Here is an 18,963-nt window from a genome sequence, read left to right on the forward strand (position 1 = left end):
TCGCCATCCTACGTCGGCCGCCGTCGGGTAGTCTGAGCCCGATGTTGAGCCGTCCCTGTTCCCGTGTCGCGTGTCCTCGCGATGCCGTTCAGACGCTCACCTACGTCTACGCCGACTCGATGGCCGTGCTCGGACCGCTGAGCCTGAAGCACGAGCCGCACTCGTACGACCTGTGCGCCATCCACGCCGAGCGGCTGTCCGCACCGCAGGGCTGGCAGATCGTCCGGCACGTCAGCGTCGCCGACGCCTGACTCCGGCGCCTGACTCCGGCGCCCGGCTCCGGCATCCAGGGCGGCCGTCGCGATAGGTTAGGGCCATGAGCATCACCGACCCGCGTCTGCAGTCCGTCGTCAAGACCTACGACATCCGTGGACTGGTCGGGAAGGACCTCACGGAGGAGGTCGTCGAGGCCATCGCCGCGGCGTTCGTCGACGAGGTCCAGGCCGCGGGGACCGACGTCATCGTCGGCCACGACATGCGCGACTCCTCTCCGGCTTTCGCCGCCGCCTTCGCCCGCGGCGCACAGGCGCGCGGTGCCGACGTCGTGTCGATCGGGCTGTGCTCCACCGACGAGTCGTATTTCGCCTCCGGCTACCTGCAGGCGCCCGCCGCGATGTTCACCGCGAGCCACAACCCCGCGACCTACAACGGCATCAAGCTCTCCCGTGCCGGCGCCCAGGGCCTCAGCATGGACACCGGCCTCGGCGCGGTGCGCGACCGTGCCGCCGAGTACCTGCACGACGGGATCCCGGCCGTCGACCGCCCGGGGACCTTCCGCGAGGAGGATGTGCTCGAGCGCTACGCCGCCTACCTGCGCTCGCTCGTCGACCTGAGCGGCATCCGGCCGATCACGGTCGTCGTCGACGCGGGCAACGGGATGGGCGGCCTGACCGTTCCGGCCGTGCTCGGAGAGGCCGCCGGGCTCCCCGCGCTGCCCATCACCGTCATCCCGCTGTACTTCGAGCTCGACGGGACGTTCCCCAACCACGAGGCCAACCCGCTGGAGCCGAAGAACATCGTCGACCTGCAGCGCGCGGTCGTCGAGCACGGCGCCGACCTCGGTCTCGCCTTCGACGGCGACGCCGATCGCTGCTTCGTCGTGGACGAGCGCGGTTCGGCCGTCACGCCGTCCGCAGTTGCCGCGATCGTCGCCCTGCGGGAGATCGCGCGGGCACGAGCAGAGGATCCGGACGCGGAGATCACCGTCATCCACAACCTCATCACGTCGAACATCGTCCCCGAGACGATCGAGGCCGCGGGGGCTGTCCCGCTGCGGACCCGCGTCGGCCACACCCTGATCAAGGATGCGATGCGCCGCTCCGGCGCCGTGTTCGGTGGCGAGCACTCGGCGCACTACTACTTCCGCGACTTCTGGAGCGCCGACAACGGGATGCTCGCGGCGATGCACCTCCTCGCCGAGTTCGGCGCGCAGGACCGCCCGCTGTCCGAGCTGTCCGCCCGGTACACGCCGTACGCGATGTCGGGGGAGATCAACTCCACCGTCGCCGACGTGCCCGCCGCCTTCACCCGCATCGTGGAGGCGTTCACGCCGCGCGCCGACTTCGACGAGCTCGACGGGCTCACGGTCACCGGCCGGGTCGGGCAGGACGAGCCGTTCTGGTGGTTCTCGGTGCGCCCGTCCAACACCGAGCCGCTCCTCCGACTGAACGTCGAGGCGGCCGACCAGGCGACGATGGCGCGCATCCGCGACGAGGTGCTCGCGCTCATCCGCGCCTGAGCGTCATCCCCGGGACGCAGCGGGGAGGGCATGCCACAATAGAGGCCATGCCTGCTAGTGCCACCACCGCCCTGCCGTTCAAGGTCGCCGACCTCTCCCTCGCCGCCGCCGGGCGGCACCAGATCCGGCTCGCCGAGAACGAGATGCCCGGGCTGATGGCCCTCCGGGCCGAGTTCGGCGACGCGAAGCCGCTCGCCGGTGCGCGCATCGCCGGCTCCCTGCACATGACCGTGCAGACCGCCGTGCTGATCGAGACCCTGGTCGCGCTCGGCGCCCGGGTGCGCTGGGCCAGCTGCAACATCTTCTCCACGCAGGACGAGGCGGCCGCCGCGATCGCCGTCGGTCCGACCGGCACGCCCGAGGCGCCCGCGGGCGTCCCCGTGTTCGCCTGGAAGGGCGAGACGCTGGAGGAGTACTGGTGGTGCACCCAGCAGATCTTCGATTGGTCGACGGAGGCCGCCGCCGACGGAGCCGACTACCTCGGCCCGAACCTGATCCTCGACGACGGCGGTGACGCGACCCTGCTCGTTCACAAGGGCCGCGAGTTCGAGCTCGCGGGAGCCGTGCCGGAGGACGCCGCGTCCGACAGCCACGAGTACCGTGTCATCCTGGCGGCTCTGCGCGAGTCGCTCGCCGCTTCCACCGACCGCTGGACCCGCATCGCCGCCGACATCCTCGGCGTCACCGAGGAGACCACCACGGGCGTGCACCGCCTGTACGAGCTGGCCAAGGAAGGCCAGCTTCTGTTCCCGGCGATCAACGTCAACGACTCGGTCACCAAGAGCAAGTTCGACAACAAGTACGGCATCCGCCACTCCCTCCCGGACGGCCTGAACCGCGCGACCGACGTCCTCATCGGCGGCAAGGTCGCGTTCGTCGCCGGCTACGGCGACGTGGGCAAGGGCGCGGCGGAAGCGCTCCGCGGCCAGGGCGCCCGCGTCATCGTCAGCGAGGTCGACCCGATCAACGCGCTGCAGGCGGCGATGGACGGCTACCAGGTCGCCCGGCTCGAGTCGGTGATCGACCAGGTCGACATCCTCATCACCGGGACGGGCAACGTCAACGTGGTCACCCTCGACCACCTGCTCGGCCTCAAGCACCTCGCCATCGTCGCCAACGTCGGCCACTTCGACAACGAGATCGACATGGCGTCGCTGGAGGCGCTGCCCGGTGCCGAGAAGGTGGAGATCAAGCCCCAGGTGCACGAGTGGCGCCTGCCGACCGGTCGCAGCATCCTGGTGCTCTCGGAGGGTCGTCTGATGAACCTCGGGAACGCCACCGGCCACCCCAGCTTCGTCATGAGCAACTCGTTCACCAACCAGGTGCTCGCACAGCTCGAGCTGTACGTGTCGCCGGAGAACTACCCGATCGGCGTGTACGTGCTCCCCAAGCACCTCGACGAGAAGGTCGCGCGCCTGCACCTCGACGCCCTCGGCGTCGAGCTGACGACGCTCACCGACGAGCAGGCCGCCTACATCGGCGTGCCGGTCGACGGTCCCTACAAGGTCGACCACTACCGCTACTGATGGCCCTCCACTTCGCCGACCGGGAGCTCCCCGGCGGCCTGATCCTCCGGGTGCGGAGAGAGCAGGACGCCGAGGCGCTCGCCGCCGCCTACCAGCGCAATCGCGGGCACCTGGCCCCGTGGGACCCGACCCGCACCGAGGACTTCTTCACGGAGGCCGGGCAGCTCGCGCAGACCCGTGAACTGCTGGCCCTGCGCGATGTGGATGCGGCCCTCCCGCTCGTGATCGCCGACGGCGACCAGATCGCCGGCGGTGTCACGCTCAGCCACCTCGTCCGCGGCGCGTTCCAGTCGGCGAATGTCGGCTACTGGCTCGACCGCGACCACGTGGGCCGAGGGCTCGCCTCTGCGGCGCTCGGTGCGCTCATCGATGCGGCGCGGGACGAGTACGGCTTGCACCGCATCCAGGCGGCGACGCTGCTCGCCAACCACGCCTCGCAGTCCGTCCTGACCCGCGCCGGATTCGAGCGGATCGGGGTCGCCCCGAACTACCTCAAGATCGCGGGCCGCTGGCAGGACCACGTCCTGTTCCAGCGCATCCTGCACGACTGAACGCGCTCGCGCGTCACTCGGCCGTCGGCAGCTCCGCGAAGGCCCGCACGGGGAAGGTACCGAACCCTTCGACCGCGGGCGGCGCCGCCGTGAACAGGGCTCCGCGCTCCGGAAGCGCGCCCAGCCCGGTGAGGTGCTCGACGACGTGGATGCCCGCGGCGAGCAGGATGCTGTGCGCCGGCCGGCTGCCGCCCGACTCCGTGTCGTCGATGTTGAGCGAATCGATGCCGACGAGCGAGACACCGGCATCGGCGAGCAACCGTGCGCCCTCCTCGGTGAGGAAGGGCGCTCCGGCGGCGTACGCGGGCGTCCCGAAGTGCGCATCCCAGCCGGTGCGCAGCAGCACCGCGGAACCCGGGTCCGCTCGGCCCTCCAGCGCGGACGCCGGGATGCCGCGTTCCTCCCGCCCGGTCAGGTGGACGACCTCCGCCGGCAGACCGACGAGAGTGTCGAGGTCGAGGCCGGCGAGATCTGGACCGTCGGCATAGCGGTGGAAGGGGCTGTCCAGGTAGGTGCCCGTGTTGCCGATCATGGTGATGACATCCATCGCGAACTCGGTCCCCGCGGTGTACACGGACCGGGACGCCTCGCGCGTCAGGTGCGGCTGGATCGTCGGCGCCGGCAGGCCGGGATACGTCACCAGACCCGCGTGGATGCGGTGGCTGAGGTCGACGATGCGGCGGCGGTGCGTCATGGCGTCTCCAGTCGGTGGGCGGGCGGCGACGGGGCGCGCGGTCAGCGGTCCGGGAAACCGTGGGGGAGGGCGCCGAGTACCGGGTCCAGCCGGTCGAGACGCTGCTTCTCGAGCGCCAGCCCGCGGGCATCGCGGTCGCGGCGCAGCACGGCGACCGCGACGAGGAAGGTCTCGGCATCGACCGGGGGCAGGGGAGAGACGTACGGCGCGGCCTCGCGGGCGAGCTCGGTGCTGAGCCCGTGACGAGCCGCAGGGGTCAGATCGGGCGCCTGGCGGACGAACTGGGCGATGCGGCGCGACAACCGGTCGGGCAGGCGGGCGACATCCGCGGTCGCCGCCCAGGCACTCAGGTGCGGCGCGAGGTAGAGGGGGAGCGGTGTCGGCCGCGGCACACGGACGAGCTGGCTGTACGTGCCCGCGAGGAGGTCGCCGAGGCGCTTGGAGCGGCTGTTGAGGAGGCCGGTCAGTGCTGCGATCGACCCGAACGTCAGGAAGATCTCGAGCACGCCGACCAGGGCGCGGATGAACGCGTGGCGGAACCCGGTGGCCCCGCCGTCGTCGCGGACGATCCGTGCCCCGACCGCCAGCTTGCCGAGGGATCGGCCATGCGACAGCAGCTCGACCGTGGTGGGTAGGATCACCATCCCGAACACCAGGATGAGGATGATCAGCGCCCGCGCGAGGGCCTCATCCAGCCCGCTGCCCGTGGAGACGAGAAGCATGATGCACCCGAACATGACGAGCAGGTACGTGAGCCAGTCGATGATGGTGCCGGCGGCCCGGAGGATGTAACTGGCGGGCTTCACGTCGAGTGCGACGGCCTCACCCGTGACCAGTTCGCGGTCGTCCTGGGACACGTTCCCCGCCCCGGCCTGCATCATAGATATCATCTAAGCAGATGGACCTCGACGCCTACACCGCCGCGCGCAGCGCCGACTGGGAGGAACTCTCCCGGTTGGCGTCGAAGCGACGCCTCGACGGCCCTGAGGCGGATCGCTTGATCGATCTCTACCAGTCGGGAGCGGCCGACTTGTCGGCCATTCAGACGAGTGCCGGCGCGACGGCCGCGGGCGACCGGCTGTCGCTCGCGCTCTCCTCCGCGCGGCTGCGCTTCACCGGCGCCGGAGCCAACCTGTTCACGCAGCTGCCCCGCTTCTTCGTGCTCCAGCTGCCCGCCGCGCTGTACCGGCTGCGGTGGATCGTGCTCGCGGTGGCAGTCGCCACGATCGTGATCGCGACCCTGTACGCCCTGTGGATCACCGGCAACCCGGATGTGCTCCGCAACCTGGGCGACGACGCGAACCTCCGTAAGTACGTCGAGCACGACTTCATCGACTACTACTCCAACAACCCGGCGGCGTCGTTCGCCGGGCAGGTGTGGACGAACAACGCCTGGATCGCCGCCCAGTGCATCGCCTTCGGCATCACCGGGCTGTACGTGCCCTACGTGCTCATCCAGAACGCCGTGGGCGTCGGCACGGCGGCGGGAGTGATGTTCGCCTACGGGCGTGGCGACGTGATGTTCTCGTACATCCTGCCGCACGGCATGCTCGAGCTCACGAGCGTCTTCGTGGCGGCCGCGGCCGGGCTCCGCATCTTCTGGGCGTGGATCGCCCCGGGGGCGCGGACGCGCGGACAGGCGCTGGCCGAGGACGGTCGGGCCCTCTTCACGGTCGCCGTCGGCTGCGCGATCTCGCTGTTCGTCTCGGGGCTCATCGAAGGCTTCGTGACGCCGTCCGGCCTGCCCGTGTGGGCGAAGATCAGCATCGGCGCGCTCGCACTCGCGGCGTTCCTCGCGTACATGCTGGTGCTCGGCCGGCGCGCGGTGCGCGCGGGGGAGACCGGCGACCTCGAGGAGTTCGAGGCGGGCGCGCGCCGCATCGTCGCCGCCTGACGACGGTCGCGTTTCAGAGCCGGCCGGCCGCCTTCAGGGCCAGATAGCGGTCAGCCAGTGCGGGCGGCAGATCGGCCGGCGAACCCGTCACGACGTCGCCGCCGAGGCGCTTCACCGCCGCGGCGACCCGGCTGAGATCGAGCAGCGAACGCTCCGCCGCAGCGGCGCGGTACACCTCGGTGCGGTCATGGCGCTCGCTGGTGGCCGCAAGTGTGTCCGGATCCGTGACGCTGGCCACGACGACCAGGTGCTTCGCCGTGAGCTGCGGGAGAACCGAGAGCAGCCCCCGCGAGCCCCCCGGGGACTCGATCGAGGTGAGCAGCACGACCAGTGAGCGCTGCGAGGTCAGGGCGGAGACCTGTGCCGGGATGGCGGACCAGTCCATCTCGATCAGGGCCGGCTCGATGCCGGCCATCGCATCCACCATCCGTGAGAGCAGCTCCGGACCCGTCGCGCCCTGCACGCGACCGCGCACCATGCGGTCGTAGGCGACCATGTCGACGCGGTCGCCCGCGCGGGTGGCGAGGGCTGCGAGGAGCAGCGCCGACTCGAACGCGGTGTCGATGCGCGGCTCGTCGGCCACCCGAGCGGCGGAGGTCCGGCCGGAGTCGATCACGACGATGACGCGGCGGTCGCGCTCGGGGCGCCACGTCCGCACCATGACGCGTGCGCCGTGTCCGCCGTTGGGGTCGTGCCGCCGTGCGGTGGCTCGCCAGTCGATGGAGCGCACGTCATCGCCGCGCACGTACTCGCGCAGCGAGTCGAACTCCGTGCCCTGGCCACGGAGGAGGACGCTCGTGCTGCCCTCGAGCTCGCGCAGCCGGGCCAACCGGGACGGCAGGTGCTTTCTGGCGGTGAACGGCGGAAGCACGCGGATGCGGCCGGGAGCGTCGAGGGTCGCCTGGCGCGCCCACAGGTGCAGAGGGCCCCACGACCGGACGGTCACGTTCCTCACGCGACGCTCGCCGCGACGCCACGGGCGCAGGGACGCCACGATCCGGCGCCGCTCGCCCGAGGGGATGTCGACCTTCGTCCGCGTCGGTTCCGCGGCGGCCGACGGCTCCCAGGCGTCGCGGACGGTTCCGCGCAGCGTCCGTCGGCCGGTGTTCGTCACGTACAGCTCCGAGACGGCCTCGGCGCCGAGACGCACCCGGCCGGGCAGGGTGCGCTCGACCGCGACCGTACGCGGGGACGCTGCCAGCAGGAGGTCGAGCAGCCCGAGGATGACGCAGAGCAGCAGCCAGCCGCCGAGCGCGGCGTACGCCATCCCCGTCGCACCGCCGAGCAGCACGACGGGAAGCACGCCGAGCGCGAGCAGGGCGACGAAACGTCCGGATACGGTCACAGCGGGGCCTAGATCGGAACCTGGACCTGCTGCACGATCGACCGCAGGATCGCGTCGGCGCCCACTCCTTCGAGCTCGGCCTCGGGGCGGAGCTGGATGCGGTGGCGCCACACCGGCACGAGCATCGCCTGCACGTGGTCCGGGGTGATCGAGTCGTAGCCCGAGAGCCACGCCCAGGCCTTGGCCGCGGCGAGCAGCGCAGTGGTGCCACGCGGGCTCACGCCGAGGCGGACGGAGGGGCTGCGGCGGGTCGCGCGCGCGAGGTCGACGATGTAGGCCAGCACGTCGGCGTTCGCGCCGACGCGGGCGGCGGACTCGCGGGCCGCCTGGAGCTCGGCGGCGCTGAGCACCGGCGTCACCCCGGCGGCAGCCAGATCGCGCGGGTTGAAACCGGCGGCGTGGCGGCGGAGCACCTCCACCTCGGTGTCCCGCTCGGGCACGTCGAGCGTGAGCTTGAGCAGGAAGCGGTCGAGCTGCGCCTCCGGCAGGGAGTACGTGCCCTCGTACTCGATCGGGTTCTGCGTCGCCGCCACGATGAACGGGTCCGGCAGGCGGCGGCTGACGCCGTCGACGCTGACCTGGCGCTCCTCCATGGCCTCGAGCAGGGCCGACTGGGTCTTCGGGGGCGTCCGGTTGATCTCGTCCGCGAGCAGGATGTTCGTGAACACCGGGCCCTCTCGGAACACGAAACCGCCGGTCTGGGCGTCGTAGACAAGAGATCCGGTGACATCGCCCGGCATCAGGTCGGGGGTGAACTGCACGCGCTTGGTGTCGAGGCTGAGCGCGTGGCTGAGCGAGCGGACCAGCAGGGTCTTCGCCACGCCCGGCACGCCTTCCAGCAGCACGTGGCCGCGCGCCAGCAGAGCGATCATGAGCCCGGTGACCGCGCCGTCCTGGCCGACGACCGCCTTGCCCACCTCGGTCCGCACGGCGGAGAGGGCGGAGCGGAGGCGCGCCGCGTCAGCGGGTGCGCCGGGGGAGGAGGGGAACGCCGTCCCCGTCGTGACGTCTGTCATTCATCCATTCTTCCGGTCGGGCCCGTGGAGGGCGTAACGGCGGATGCGGTGGCTCTCTCGAGCTCCGCGAGTTCGTCGGACAACGCGATCAGGTCGCGGTCGGTCTGGGGGATGCGCTCGACCAGAAGGTCGCGGACGGCCAGCCGGTCACGGCGGGTGAGCGCGGCGACGGCGTCGGCGACCTCCGGCACGGTTGCCGTACTCGGCAGACCCGCGAGGGCGGAGAGTCGGCCGATGGTGCCGACGCGCAGAGCGTCCACCGCACGGAGCCGGGCGGACGACCGCTGGTAGAGCCGCGCCCTGCCTTCGCGGGTCTCGCCGGCGCGCACCACCACCGGCAGACTCTCGACGACGAGCGGGCCGAAGCGGCGGCCGCGCCAGATGGCCGCCGCGATGAACACCACGACGAGCAGCAGCATCACCGGGGTCACCCACCCGGGTGTGAGCTCGGCGATGTCCGGTGGTCCGCTGACCGGGCGGTCGTCGAGGGAGGGCAGGTACCAGACCAGAGTGCTGTGGCCGCCGAGGAGGTTGAGGGCGAGCGCCGCGTTGCCGAGGCGGTCGACGCCGTCGTTGGTCAGCACGGCGGCCGACCCGAGCAGGTAGACGGGTGAGGCGTTGAAGGAGGTGCGCACGAGCGAGGCGCGACCGCCGGTGTCCGAGAAGCACGCGGCTGCATCGTCGGCCACCCGGAAGGTCCCGGGGACGACGACATCCTCCGTCGTGGACGTGGTGCGCGGGTCGATGCGCTCGGCGCGCTCTGCGGCCGGCACCGTGCAGTCGGCGGGAGCGGGCCCGCGGGGTGCGCCCGCCGCCGTCACATCGCGATCGAGGGTCTGCAGCGCCTCGAAGTCCGGTTCGACGACGACCAGCGTCCGTCCGTCGCCGGTCAGGGCGCGATAACCGTCCGAGGTCAGGTTGCCGAGCGGGTCGTAGACCAGCACGGTGGCACCGTCCGCCGCGGCCGCCGTGGCGCGGTCGAGTGTCGACACGTTCCGCACATCCACCCCCTGCCCGCGCAGGACCTGCGCGACGGCCTTCGCTCCGGCGGGCGCGGGGTTGGTCGCGTCGAGCGTCGTGCCCGGCGCGACGCGTCCGCCGGTGAGCAGCGCGCCGCCGAGGGCGATGACGATGGCGATCACGGCGAGCACGATCCAGGGGAGCGCTCGGCGTGCGGTCTGCCGGACCGTCAGGGTCTGTGCCGTCGCCGCCTGTGGCGTCGCCTGGCGGTCGCGCGTCGTCTCGGGCTGGGCCGTCTCCGGGCCTCGGACGGGTGTCGGTGCGCTCATGCGTTCACCGCCGGCAGGGCGACGCGCACGCGCTGGAGCCGCTGATCCAGCGCGACGAGGTGCTGGTACGCCGCCTCGGTGCCGGGTCGGTCGAGGTAGCGGACCTCATCGAACGCGCGGGCGGCCTGCCGAAGCGCTTCGCCCTCGTCGGTCGCGATCCGGGCGGCATGCACGGCGAACTCGTTCGCCGTCGTTCCCGGCGTCACGTGGACGAGTGTGCGCTCGTCGAGGGAGACGGCGATCGCACGGAACTGCTCCTCGACAGCGGTCACCCAGTCGCCCTGACGTGCCGCCTGTTCTGCGGATGCACGCAGGTCGGCGGCGCTGCGCGCCTCGTCCGCTCCGAACAACGCGCGCCGATCGAGAGCGGAGCGGCGGTTGATCCGTGGCCGCCCGAAGAGGAAGAATGCGGCCACGATCAGGCCGGCGATCACCACGACGACGACCAGGAGCAGCACGGGCGCGGCGTCACCGCCCGCGCCCTGGAACAGCGACCCGATCCAGTCCTGCACCGCTTTGGAGGCGAGATCGAACCACGTCGGCTTCGCCGACTGGTATTCCGGGCGCGACAGTTCGTCGCGCAGCCAGTTCTGCGCTTCCGGCGAGCTGGGGTCGACCGGGACGTCGAAGCGGATCACGGTCAGGCGTTCGGCCACCCGGCGGGCGGCTGCGGAGGCTGGTGCTGCTGCGGTTGCTGCGCCTGCGGAAGATAGGGATCGGGCAGGTCTTGACCGGTCTGCCGCCCCTCGACGAAGCGCACCAACTGCAGGTCGAGTCCCTCCTTGCGCATACGGAGGTCGATGTAGAGGAGGGCGACGGCCGCCGTCTGGATGACGCTGCCGATCGCTCCGATGATCGAGGTCACGATGCTGGAGAGCACATTGACGCTCAGCTGCGTGACGAGGACCTCCTGCATGGGATCCGCCGAGGTCGCCGACGTCGGCGCGAACACCCCGCCTGCGAGTCCGCCGATCAGGCCGAAGGGGATCGCGACGGTCCGCGTGATGGCGTAGACGATCACCCACACAAGCAGGATGATGCCCAGCGTCCGCCAGAAGTAGCCGGTGGTGAGGCGCCACGACCGTGCGACCGCCTGCGTCAGCGGCAGGCGTTCGAGCACGATCACGCTCGGCACCATCGCGAGCTTGGTGTTGATCCAGAAGGCCAGCGGGATCAGGGCGAGGCCGCCGACGACGCCGACGAGCACGGCTCCGATGGCGCCGGCGGAGCCGCCCAGGGCACCCAGCGCGACCACGACGGCGACCACCAGGGCGATCGCGACGATCCAGGCGAGGGCATAGAGCAGCGTCCAGCCGATCAAGGCCCCGATCCGACCGCGCACCAGCTGCCATAGCGCACGGAACGTCAGCTTGTCGCCCAGGGACTCGCGGGCGACGTCGCCGACGATCACCCCCTGCAGCAGGGCGCTGAAAACCGTCGAGATGACGAGGGAGAGCACGCCGAGCAGGATCGCGCCTCCGACGAGGCCCGCCCGGAGCGCCGGCTGGTCTTGGGCCTCGCCCGAGAAGACGCGGACGGCCAGCAGCCCGATGCCGCCGGCGAGCACGACGCTGACCAGGATGGACGGGATGCCCTGCAGCAGCAACGCCGAACCGACCGTGATGCGCGGGTTGCGACGCAGTGCCTGGAAGGGCGCCGCGAGGAGCGGACCGAGCGTCAGCGGCCGCAGCGGGATCAGACCGGGCTTCGGCGGAGGAGTCCATGCCGGCTGCGCGCCACCCTGCGGGTAGGCCTGCTGCCATCCGGGCTGGCCCGCCGGCGGCTGCTGCCATCCCGGCTGCTGCCCGTACTGCCCGTACTGCGGCTGCCCGTACTGCCCGTACTGCGGCTGCTGCTGCCCGTACTGCGGTGGCTGCTGCGGCCCGCCCTCCGGCGTAGACCCGTTCGAGCCGGGCGCCTGCCAGTTCTGTTCGTCGCTCACGCCGTACCTTTCGTTCCCCCCGTGCGTTGCTCCCATGCTGGCACAGTGCTCCCGCGCGCGCTGTCCCATCCACAGGGCACGTAATGGTTTCATTCAAGCTGGTAGCAGACTGCTCCATTACGCTGGTCATGTCACTTCACGGCCAGAGGCCGCTCGAGAGGGGTTCGGGGAACTTCGCACATGACTAGTCGCATCCTGGTTGTCGACGACGACACCGCGCTTGCGGAGATGATCGGCATCGTCCTCCGCACCGAGGGATTCGACCCCGTCTTCTGCGAAGACGGATCCCTCGCAGTGGACACCTTCCGGTCGTCCAAGCCCGACCTCGTCCTTCTCGACCTGATGCTCCCCGGCCTCGACGGCATCGAGGTGTGCGGTCGCATCCGGGCAGAGTCGGGCACCCCGATCATCATGCTCACCGCGAAGTCCGACACCGCCGACGTCGTGAAGGGGCTCGAGTCCGGGGCCGACGACTACATGGTGAAGCCCTTCAACCCGAAGGAGCTGGTCGCCCGCATCCGCACCAGGCTGCGGCCCGCGCCCGCCACCCCGCCGACCGACGAGCTGACCGTCGGCGATCTGGTCGTCGATGTCGCCGGGCACGAGGTGCGCCGCGGAGACACCCGCATCGCGCTCACGCCGCTGGAGTTCGACCTCCTGCTCGCGCTCGCATCCAAGCCCCAGCAGGTCTTCACGCGCGAGATGCTGCTGGAGCAGGTCTGGGGCTACCACTACAAGGCGGACACGCGTCTGGTGAACGTGCACGTGCAGCGCCTCCGCGCCAAGGTGGAGCAGGATCCGGACAACCCGAAGATCGTCATGACCGTGCGCGGCGTCGGCTACCGCGCCGGCGCTGCGGCCTAGCGACCGGAGCCACGAATGGGCGCGCGGTGGCCGACTCGGGACTGGTGGCGCCAGGCGCCCACCCGTCTCGCGCGCCTGTGGCGCAGTTCGCTGCAATTGCGGACCGTCGCCATCACGCTGCTGCTCACCGGCGTCGCCATCCTCGTCACCGGCGTGTACATGTCGCTGAGCATCAGCAACGACCTGTACCAGTCGCGGCTCGACCAGGCGCTCCGCGATTCCAGTCGCGCGACCACCACCGCGCAGTCGACTCTGAACGCCTCCGACGTGTCGTCGGGGGATGCGGGCAAGAATCTGCTCAACACCGTCCTGCAGAGCGTGCAGGCCTCGACCTCGAGCCGCCTCGTCGCGGCATACCGCGTGCCCGGGCAGGACACCGGCATCCTCGCCCCTCCCGACCGCGGGAGCCCGGCCATGAACTCGGTCATCTCGCCCGAACTACGCGAGAAGGTGCAGAACGGCGGATCGAAGCAGTACTACCAGTCGGTCGCTCTGCCCGCCGCGGGCGACACAGACCCGGGGATCGTGGTCGGATCCCAGCTCACACTGCCGTCGTACGGCAAATACGAGCTCTACATCGGCTACAACCTGCGCGACTCGGAGAACACGCTGCTCTTCGTGCAGAACACGCTGCTGCTGGCCGGCCTCGCCCTCATCCTGCTCATCGGCGCCATCACCTGGGTGATCGTTCGGTTCGTGGTCGAGCCGATCCGCGTCGCAGCGCGCACCAGCGAGCGGCTCGCCGCCGGTGACCTGGCCGTCCGCATCCCGGAGCGCGGGGAGGACGTGTTCGCGACCCTGGCGCGGTCGTTCAACGGGATGGCCGACAGCCTCCAGAGCCAGATCAACCAGCTGGCGACGCTGTCGCAACTTCAGCAGCGGTTCGTCTCGGACGTGTCGCACGAGCTGCGCACCCCGCTGACGACCATCCGGCTGGCCGGTGACGTCATCTTCGACCAGCGGGAGGGGTTCGCCCCGGCCACCGCCCGGACGGCCGAGCTGCTGCACACCCAGATCGAGCGGTTCGACCGCCTGCTCTCCGACCTGCTCGAGATCAGCCGGTACGACGCCGGGTCGGTCGTGCTCGACGCCGAGCCGACCAACCTGGTGCGGCTGGCTGAGGACTGCGTCGACGAGCTCAGGACGCTCGCCGAGCAGAACGGATCCGAACTGACCCTCGACGCACCCGGCGGCTACTTCGACGTGCCGATGGACCCCCGCCGCATCCGCCGCGTCGTGCGCAATCTGATCGGCAACGCGATCGAGCACGGTGAGGGACGCCCGGTCGTCATCATGGTCGACAGCAACGAGAGCGCGGTCGCCCTCACCGTGCGCGATTACGGCATCGGGATGAGCCCGCAGGACACGGGGCACGTGTTCGACCGGTTCTGGCGGGCCGACCCGTCGCGCAAGCGGACCCTCGGCGGCACCGGTCTCGGACTCGCGATCTCGCTGGAGGACGCGACGCTGCACTCCGGTTGGCTGCAGGTCTGGTCGGCACCGGGAGCGGGCTCGTGCTTCCGGCTGACCCTTCCGCGCGTCGTCGGACGCGAGATCACCGCGTCGCCCCTGCCTCTTCCCCCGGTGGACGCCGGTGCGACCATGCCGGCGGCGAACCCGGCCACGACCGGGAGCGAGGCCCACGCATGAACGGGCGCAGGCGGTCATGGGGCGTGCGTGCCGCGGTGGCGTCGGCGACGGCACTGGTGCTGGTGGCGCTCGCCGCGTGCGCGAGCATCCCGGACTCCGGCCCGGTGCGTCAGGGAGCGCCGGTGGCGCAGGTCAACGACCCGCTCGACCTGGACTTCAACCCGTCGCCGCCCGAGAAGGGCGCGACCCAGCAGCGCATCGTGCAGGGCTTCATCGATGCCGCCTCGAGCCCGAAGAACAACTTCGCCATCGCCCGCGAGTACCTGACCCGGTCCATGGCGGCCAACTGGAACCCGGACGAGTCGGTCACCGTCGACGACGGGCGCAACCGCAGCTACGACGATCAGGGCACGCTGTGGCGCGTGGATGTGACCCCCGTCGCGAACATCGACGCCGTCGGTGCGTTCCACCCCGTAGGGAGCACGGCCCCGGTCGGCCTGAACTACCAGCTGGTCAAGGAGAACGGGGAGTGGCGCATCTCCGTCGCTCCGAACGGCGTGGTGATCGACGATCCCACGTTCCGGGCCGTCTACACGCAGCAGACCCTGTACTTCTTCAGTCCCGGCTACGCCTACCTCGTCCCGGACGCGCGCTGGTTCCCGGCGCGGGTGGCATCGGCCGCGACACGCGTCGCGAGCTCCCTGCTCGCCGGCCCTGCGCCGTGGCTGACGGGGGCGGTGACGACCGCGTTCCCGAAGGGGACCCAACTCGCCGTGCCCTCGGTGACGACCGCGGGCGGAGTGGCGAGGGTCGACCTCAGCTCGGAGGCGGCCCAGGCCGATCCCACCCAGCTGCAGCGTATGCAGTTCCAGCTGGAGCAGTCCCTCGGCAGTCTGGCTCAGAGCGTCCAGCTGTCGATCGAGGGCAATGTCCAGCAGGTCCCGTCGCTCAGTGCCGCCGCTCTGCCCATCCGGAATCCGTCCGTCGACTCGCATCCGTTCGTGGACCGCGGAGACGTGTTCGGCCCGCTCAACGGCGACACCGTGAGCGCGTTGAGCGGCCTCAGCGACAAGGTCGCGTCGCTGCACCCCTCGGCGATCACCCTCAGCGCCTCGCACGATCAGGCTGCTGTGCTGTCGCAGGCCGGTGCGTACTCGGTGCGCAAGAACGGCGATCCAGTGCGGGTGGATGCGCGGCCCGGCCTCATCGGACCGTCGCTCGACGCCGACGGCTGGGTCTGGTCGGTGCCCGCCGCCACGCCGAACGCCATCCAGGTCGCCACGGCGACCGGCGCAGAGCCGCATGCCGTTACGGCCGTCTGGCCGAACGCGACCGCCATCCTCTCGCTCGCGGTCTCCCGGGACGGCACGCGGATCGCAGCGCTCCTCAGGACCCAGACCGGCTATTCGCTCATGGCCGCGGGGATCGTGCGAGGGGGCAACATGTCGCCCACTTCTCTCACCGAACCGGTCGAGCTCGCGGTGCCGACGTCGGAGCCGCGATCAGCTGCCTGGACCTCCGATCTCACCATCGCGGTGCTCAGCTCGACGAACGGCGAAGCGACCAGCATCGCGCAGCAGACGGTCGGCGGCGAGCAGACGACGACCTCGGGCCCGGCCGGCGGGCGGGCGATCGTCGGAGCGTCGGGCCTGGCTCCCTACGTCGTCCTCAGCGCGGACGGCACGCTTCTGGCGCCGACCGGCACGGGCTGGCAGGCGCAGACGGACAAGGTGGGCGCCGTGGCGGTGCAGCTCGGTCAGCCGTAGGCCGACCATCACGTGCTCACAGCCTCGGCGACGCGGGGGTTCTCCACAGATCGGGTGGTCGGAGGTCGGCCGACACGGCATCACCGGGATGCTCGAACCATGACAGCTCACACCCTGGTCCGTGAATCTCTGCTCGACGCCGCCGCGATCGTCCTCCCCGTGCGATGCGCCGGTTGCCGCCGCCCCGATCGCTCGCTCTGCGACGAGTGCGAAGCGGAGTTGAGTCCGGTCACTCGGCTCGACGCCGTCGGCGACATCCCGGTCTGGTCGGCGCTCAGCTACGAGGGCGTCGCCCGACGCGTGCTCCTCGCCTACAAAGACGGCGGGCGAGTGGATGTGGTGCGAGCGCTGGCGCGTGCCCTGCGGTCCGCGGTGGCCGAGGCGCAACGGCAGGCCGCCCGCGGAGTCGGTGATGCAGCAGGCGCTGCCGTCGCCGGTGCGGCGCTGCTGCCGGTGCTCATTCCCTCCACCCGGTCCGCGTGGCGCCGGAGGGGCTACCACCCGAGCCGTTCGGTGCTCGCCCGTGCGCACATCCTGGTCCCGCCGCTCTGGCGAGCGCTCCGGCTGTCGCGTCAGACGGCCGACCAGGCAGGGCTGAATGCAGCGCAGCGATCCGGCAACCGGCGGGGCAGTTTCGTGGCTTCGAAGGGGTTGGCGGGCCGCACCTGCCTGATCGTGGACGACATCGTCACCTCCGGGGCGACCATCGCCGAGGCGGCCAGAGCCATCCATGCGGCAGGTGGCCGCGTAGCGGGTGCGGCAGCGATCGCGCGGACGCCGCTCCGAGCCGGAGGACGTCTTCAGGGAGCACCCAGAAGACCCAGGGGGGATGCCGTATGTTTTCCGGTTTCTTAATGAGGTCGGCGGCACTACGGTAGTCGAAAAGGTGTGGTCGATCCGCCCTTCGTGATCCGGGCGGTCGTCACGCCGGAACAGGGAGGTCTCCATGGACATCAACATCATCGGACGCAACCTGGGTATCACTGATCGCTTCCGGGAGTACGCCACCGAGAAGTCTGAGAAAGTGGCGCACCTGGCCGAAAGGGCGATCTCGTTCGAGATCAAGGTCAGCAGGCACAACGAGAAGCTGGGCAGCCAGAACGGCGACGACCGGGTCGAGCTGACCCTCGTCGGCCCGAAGGCGGTCGTGCGGTCCGAGGCGACCGGACAGGACAAGTACGCGGCCTTCGACATCGCGCTCGGCAAGCTCCTCGAACGGGTGCGCAGGGCGAAGGACCGACGGAAGGTCCATCGCGGTCAGCACAGACCGACCTCGTTGCGTGAGGCGAGCACCGACGGCTTCAGCGCGGTCGGCCTCGCGGCGGCTCCCGTCGCGGTGCTGGACCAGGTGAGAACCGGCGCACTGCCCGCCGTGTCCGATGAGACGGAGGAGAAATCGGAGGCCGAGGAGGAGTACTCCCCTGTCGTCATCCGGAAGAAGGTCTTCGCCTCCGTACCGATGACCGTGGACGACGCACTGTATTACATGGAGCTCGTCGGTCACGACTTCTACCTGTTCGTCGAGCAAGAGACCATGCGCCCGAGCGTCGTCTACCGGCGCAAGGGCTGGGACTACGGCGTGATCTCTCTCGACGAGGCGGCCGAAGAGCTGCAGGAGGTCGCGACCGCGGCACGCAAGCTCGGCTGACCGCGGCGAATCCGCGGGAGCGTCGATGGCGGCCGCCCGGGCGGCGGCCGCCATCGACTCCGTCACGGCTGCGGCGTCACAGCCCCAGCGCCGTCGACAGGATCTTCGCGGTGTCCGCGACCAGCGCGTTGTCGTAGGCGGCGTCCTTGTCCGCTTTGCGGGAGAGTACGACCATCACGACCGGTGCATGGCCCGGTGCCGTCAACACCGCGATGTCGTTTCGCGTTCCGAAGGACGCGGCACCCGACTTGTCGGACACGGTCCATCCGGTCGGCGCCCCTGCCCGGATGAGCGGATCGCCCGTGGCGTTCCCGGTCATGTCGTCGACGAGGAGCTTCCGCCTGTTTGCGGGGAGCTCGTCGCCGAGGGCGTACGCGCGCAGATCGGCGGCGAGGGCGCGGGGAGTGCTCGTGTCCCGCGGGTCGCCCGGAGCGGCCTCGTTGAGGTCGGGCTCCGTGCGCTCGACCTCCGTCGTCTCGTCGCCCAGCGCACGGAGTGACTTCTCGAGTTCGGCCGGCCCGCCCAGTTGACGGAACAGCAGGTTCGCCGCGGTGTTGTCGCTCTTCTGCAGCGCCGCCGCGATGACGTCGCGCAGCGGCATCCCGGCGCCCGCCATGGTCTCGGTGACAGGAGAGTAGGAGACCAGATCGTCGCTGGTGTACGGAACCGTGGCATCCAGCTGCTCGTCCGACGACCGCGCGAGGACCGCGCCGGCGAGCAGTACCTTTGAGGTCGACGCGTACGCGAAGCGGTCGTCCTGGCGGTAGCCCACAGACCGGCCCGTGCCGGTGTCCACGGCATACACGCCGATGGTCGCCCCGTACTGCGACTCCAGCTCGGCCAGCGCGCGCGCCGCCGCCTCGGAGCGTGGATCGGCGGCGCGCGTCGACGGCGAGTGAGGCGACGCCGAGTGAGGCGACGTCGACGGCGACGCGACACCGGTGGTGGAGCAACCGGTGAGCGCGACGACGGCGATGACGAGCGCGGTGAGTGAGCGGATCGGGCGATGGATCATGACAAAGAGTCCTTTCACGGGAGGTGCTGCTCCCAGGCAACCGCAGCCCGGCCGGCGGCGCTCAGACGCCCGCGCGCAGTTCGAT

At 70.8% G+C, this 18,963-nt stretch carries 18 protein-coding genes; 10 read left to right on the forward strand and 8 right to left on the reverse strand.

Going from position 1 to position 18,963, the window contains the following annotated elements; genetic code table 11:
• The first annotated feature begins 41 nt into the window (after positions 1 to 41).
• The 4 genes from ABIC47_RS09365 to ABIC47_RS09380 all read left to right on the forward strand — a co-directional run bounded on the left by ABIC47_RS09365 (position 42) and on the right by ABIC47_RS09380 (position 3,815).
• The gene (locus ABIC47_RS09365) at positions 42 to 251 is read left to right on the forward strand and encodes a DUF3499 family protein (protein WP_026307082.1); all 210 of its coding nucleotides are present in this window, start codon (positions 42 to 44) and stop codon (positions 249 to 251) included.
• Between the two features lie 65 nt (positions 252 to 316).
• On the forward strand, positions 317 to 1,738 hold the full coding sequence (locus ABIC47_RS09370; protein WP_354479683.1) for a phosphomannomutase/phosphoglucomutase: 1,422 nt from the start codon (positions 317 to 319) through the stop codon (positions 1,736 to 1,738).
• Between the two features lie 47 nt (positions 1,739 to 1,785).
• Positions 1,786 to 3,264 (forward strand): adenosylhomocysteinase, encoded by a 1,479-nt coding sequence (gene ahcY, locus ABIC47_RS09375; RefSeq protein ID WP_018190081.1) that lies wholly within the window; start codon positions 1,786 to 1,788, stop codon positions 3,262 to 3,264.
• Complete coding sequence (locus ABIC47_RS09380; RefSeq protein ID WP_354479688.1) at positions 3,264 to 3,815, forward strand: GNAT family N-acetyltransferase; 552 nt, start codon at positions 3,264 to 3,266, stop codon at positions 3,813 to 3,815. The genes ahcY and ABIC47_RS09380 overlap by 1 nt, the downstream gene beginning before the upstream one ends.
• A 13-nt stretch (positions 3,816 to 3,828) precedes the next feature.
• On the opposite strand, the gene ABIC47_RS09385 is transcribed toward ABIC47_RS09380, so the two are convergent.
• Both ABIC47_RS09385 and ABIC47_RS09390 read right to left on the reverse strand, forming a co-directional pair.
• Positions 3,829 to 4,509, reverse strand: coding sequence for a cyclase family protein (locus tag ABIC47_RS09385; protein WP_354479691.1), 681 nt, complete (start codon positions 4,507 to 4,509; stop codon positions 3,829 to 3,831).
• 41 nt (positions 4,510 to 4,550) lie between these two features.
• Positions 4,551 to 5,390, reverse strand: a complete 840-nt coding sequence (locus ABIC47_RS09390) for an RDD family protein (RefSeq protein ID WP_020075398.1) — start codon at positions 5,388 to 5,390, stop codon at positions 4,551 to 4,553.
• Between the two features lie 17 nt (positions 5,391 to 5,407).
• Between ABIC47_RS09390 and ABIC47_RS09395 the strand changes: the two genes are divergently transcribed.
• Entirely contained in the window at positions 5,408 to 6,403 is a 996-nt protein-coding gene (locus ABIC47_RS09395; RefSeq protein WP_354479694.1) for a stage II sporulation protein M, read from the forward strand.
• A 13-nt stretch (positions 6,404 to 6,416) separates the two neighbouring features.
• On the opposite strand, the gene ABIC47_RS09400 is transcribed toward ABIC47_RS09395, so the two are convergent.
• The 5 genes from ABIC47_RS09400 to ABIC47_RS09420 are packed head-to-tail and all read right to left on the reverse strand — an operon-like array spanning position 6,417 to position 11,995.
• Positions 6,417 to 7,748, reverse strand: coding sequence for a DUF58 domain-containing protein (locus ABIC47_RS09400; protein WP_354479697.1), 1,332 nt, complete (start codon positions 7,746 to 7,748; stop codon positions 6,417 to 6,419).
• Positions 7,749 to 7,756: 8 nt separating this feature from the next.
• Positions 7,757 to 8,764 carry an AAA family ATPase gene (locus tag ABIC47_RS09405; RefSeq protein WP_018190087.1) on the reverse strand — a complete coding sequence of 336 codons (1,008 nt, stop codon included), beginning with the start codon at positions 8,762 to 8,764 and terminating at the stop codon, positions 7,757 to 7,759.
• Positions 8,761 to 10,053 (reverse strand): DUF4350 domain-containing protein, encoded by a 1,293-nt coding sequence (locus ABIC47_RS09410; protein WP_354479700.1) that lies wholly within the window; start codon positions 10,051 to 10,053, stop codon positions 8,761 to 8,763. Before ABIC47_RS09410 ends, ABIC47_RS09405 begins: the two co-directional genes overlap by 4 nt.
• A complete protein-coding gene (locus ABIC47_RS09415; protein ID WP_354479703.1) occupies positions 10,050 to 10,709 on the reverse strand; it encodes a DUF4129 domain-containing protein in 660 nt (219 codons plus the stop codon). The genes ABIC47_RS09410 and ABIC47_RS09415 overlap by 4 nt, the downstream gene beginning before the upstream one ends.
• Positions 10,694 to 11,995: a hypothetical protein gene (locus ABIC47_RS09420; RefSeq protein ID WP_354479706.1), complete on the reverse strand. Its 1,302-nt coding sequence runs from the start codon at positions 11,993 to 11,995 to the stop codon at positions 10,694 to 10,696. Before ABIC47_RS09420 ends, ABIC47_RS09415 begins: the two co-directional genes overlap by 16 nt.
• Positions 11,996 to 12,175: 180 nt before the next feature.
• Between ABIC47_RS09420 and mtrA the strand changes: the two genes are divergently transcribed.
• The 5 genes from mtrA (at position 12,176) to hpf (ending at position 17,863) form a co-directional block, all read left to right on the forward strand.
• The gene (mtrA, locus tag ABIC47_RS09425) at positions 12,176 to 12,859 is read left to right on the forward strand and encodes an MtrAB system response regulator MtrA (RefSeq protein ID WP_018190091.1); all 684 of its coding nucleotides are present in this window, start codon (positions 12,176 to 12,178) and stop codon (positions 12,857 to 12,859) included.
• A gap of 15 nt (positions 12,860 to 12,874) precedes the next feature.
• On the forward strand, positions 12,875 to 14,509 hold the full coding sequence (gene mtrB / locus ABIC47_RS09430; RefSeq protein ID WP_354479709.1) for an MtrAB system histidine kinase MtrB: 1,635 nt from the start codon (positions 12,875 to 12,877) through the stop codon (positions 14,507 to 14,509).
• Complete coding sequence (locus tag ABIC47_RS09435; RefSeq protein WP_354479712.1) at positions 14,506 to 16,215, forward strand: LpqB family beta-propeller domain-containing protein; 1,710 nt, start codon at positions 14,506 to 14,508, stop codon at positions 16,213 to 16,215. The genes mtrB and ABIC47_RS09435 overlap by 4 nt, the downstream gene beginning before the upstream one ends.
• A gap of 99 nt (positions 16,216 to 16,314) precedes the next feature.
• A complete protein-coding gene (locus ABIC47_RS09440) occupies positions 16,315 to 17,070 on the forward strand; it encodes a ComF family protein (RefSeq protein WP_354479715.1) in 756 nt (251 codons plus the stop codon).
• Positions 17,071 to 17,161: 91 nt separating this feature from the next.
• Positions 17,162 to 17,863 carry a ribosome hibernation-promoting factor, HPF/YfiA family gene (hpf, locus tag ABIC47_RS09445; protein WP_018190095.1) on the forward strand — a complete coding sequence of 234 codons (702 nt, stop codon included), beginning with the start codon at positions 17,162 to 17,164 and terminating at the stop codon, positions 17,861 to 17,863.
• A gap of 76 nt (positions 17,864 to 17,939) precedes the next feature.
• Here the strand turns inward: hpf and bla are convergent, their stop codons facing one another.
• Positions 17,940 to 18,878 carry a class A beta-lactamase gene (gene bla / locus ABIC47_RS09450; protein ID WP_354479718.1) on the reverse strand — a complete coding sequence of 313 codons (939 nt, stop codon included), beginning with the start codon at positions 18,876 to 18,878 and terminating at the stop codon, positions 17,940 to 17,942.
• Positions 18,879 to 18,963: the final 85 nt, after the last annotated feature.

Source organism: Leifsonia sp. 563 (assembly GCF_040545055.1).
Classification (GTDB): Bacteria; Actinomycetota; Actinomycetes; order Actinomycetales; family Microbacteriaceae; genus Leifsonia.

Coding starts and splice junctions, on each gene's coding strand:
- ABIC47_RS09365 (WP_026307082.1), top strand. CDS start 42: ATGTTGAGCCGTCCCTGTTCCCGTGTCGCGTGTCCTCGCGATGCCGTT.
- ABIC47_RS09370 (WP_354479683.1), top strand. CDS start 317: ATGAGCATCACCGACCCGCGTCTGCAGTCCGTCGTCAAGACCTACGAC.
- ahcY (WP_018190081.1), top strand. CDS start 1,786: ATGCCTGCTAGTGCCACCACCGCCCTGCCGTTCAAGGTCGCCGACCTC.
- ABIC47_RS09380 (WP_354479688.1), top strand. CDS start 3,264: ATGGCCCTCCACTTCGCCGACCGGGAGCTCCCCGGCGGCCTGATCCTC.
- ABIC47_RS09385 (WP_354479691.1), bottom strand. CDS start 4,509: ATGACGCACCGCCGCCGCATCGTCGACCTCAGCCACCGCATCCACGCG.
- ABIC47_RS09390 (WP_020075398.1), bottom strand. CDS start 5,390: ATGATGCAGGCCGGGGCGGGGAACGTGTCCCAGGACGACCGCGAACTG.
- ABIC47_RS09395 (WP_354479694.1), top strand. CDS start 5,408: ATGGACCTCGACGCCTACACCGCCGCGCGCAGCGCCGACTGGGAGGAA.
- ABIC47_RS09405 (WP_018190087.1), bottom strand. CDS start 8,764: ATGACAGACGTCACGACGGGGACGGCGTTCCCCTCCTCCCCCGGCGCA.
- ABIC47_RS09410 (WP_354479700.1), bottom strand. CDS start 10,053: ATGAGCGCACCGACACCCGTCCGAGGCCCGGAGACGGCCCAGCCCGAG.
- mtrA (WP_018190091.1), top strand. CDS start 12,176: ATGACTAGTCGCATCCTGGTTGTCGACGACGACACCGCGCTTGCGGAG.
- mtrB (WP_354479709.1), top strand. CDS start 12,875: ATGGGCGCGCGGTGGCCGACTCGGGACTGGTGGCGCCAGGCGCCCACC.
- ABIC47_RS09435 (WP_354479712.1), top strand. CDS start 14,506: ATGAACGGGCGCAGGCGGTCATGGGGCGTGCGTGCCGCGGTGGCGTCG.
- ABIC47_RS09440 (WP_354479715.1), top strand. CDS start 16,315: ATGACAGCTCACACCCTGGTCCGTGAATCTCTGCTCGACGCCGCCGCG.
- hpf (WP_018190095.1), top strand. CDS start 17,162: ATGGACATCAACATCATCGGACGCAACCTGGGTATCACTGATCGCTTC.
- bla (WP_354479718.1), bottom strand. CDS start 18,878: ATGATCCATCGCCCGATCCGCTCACTCACCGCGCTCGTCATCGCCGTC.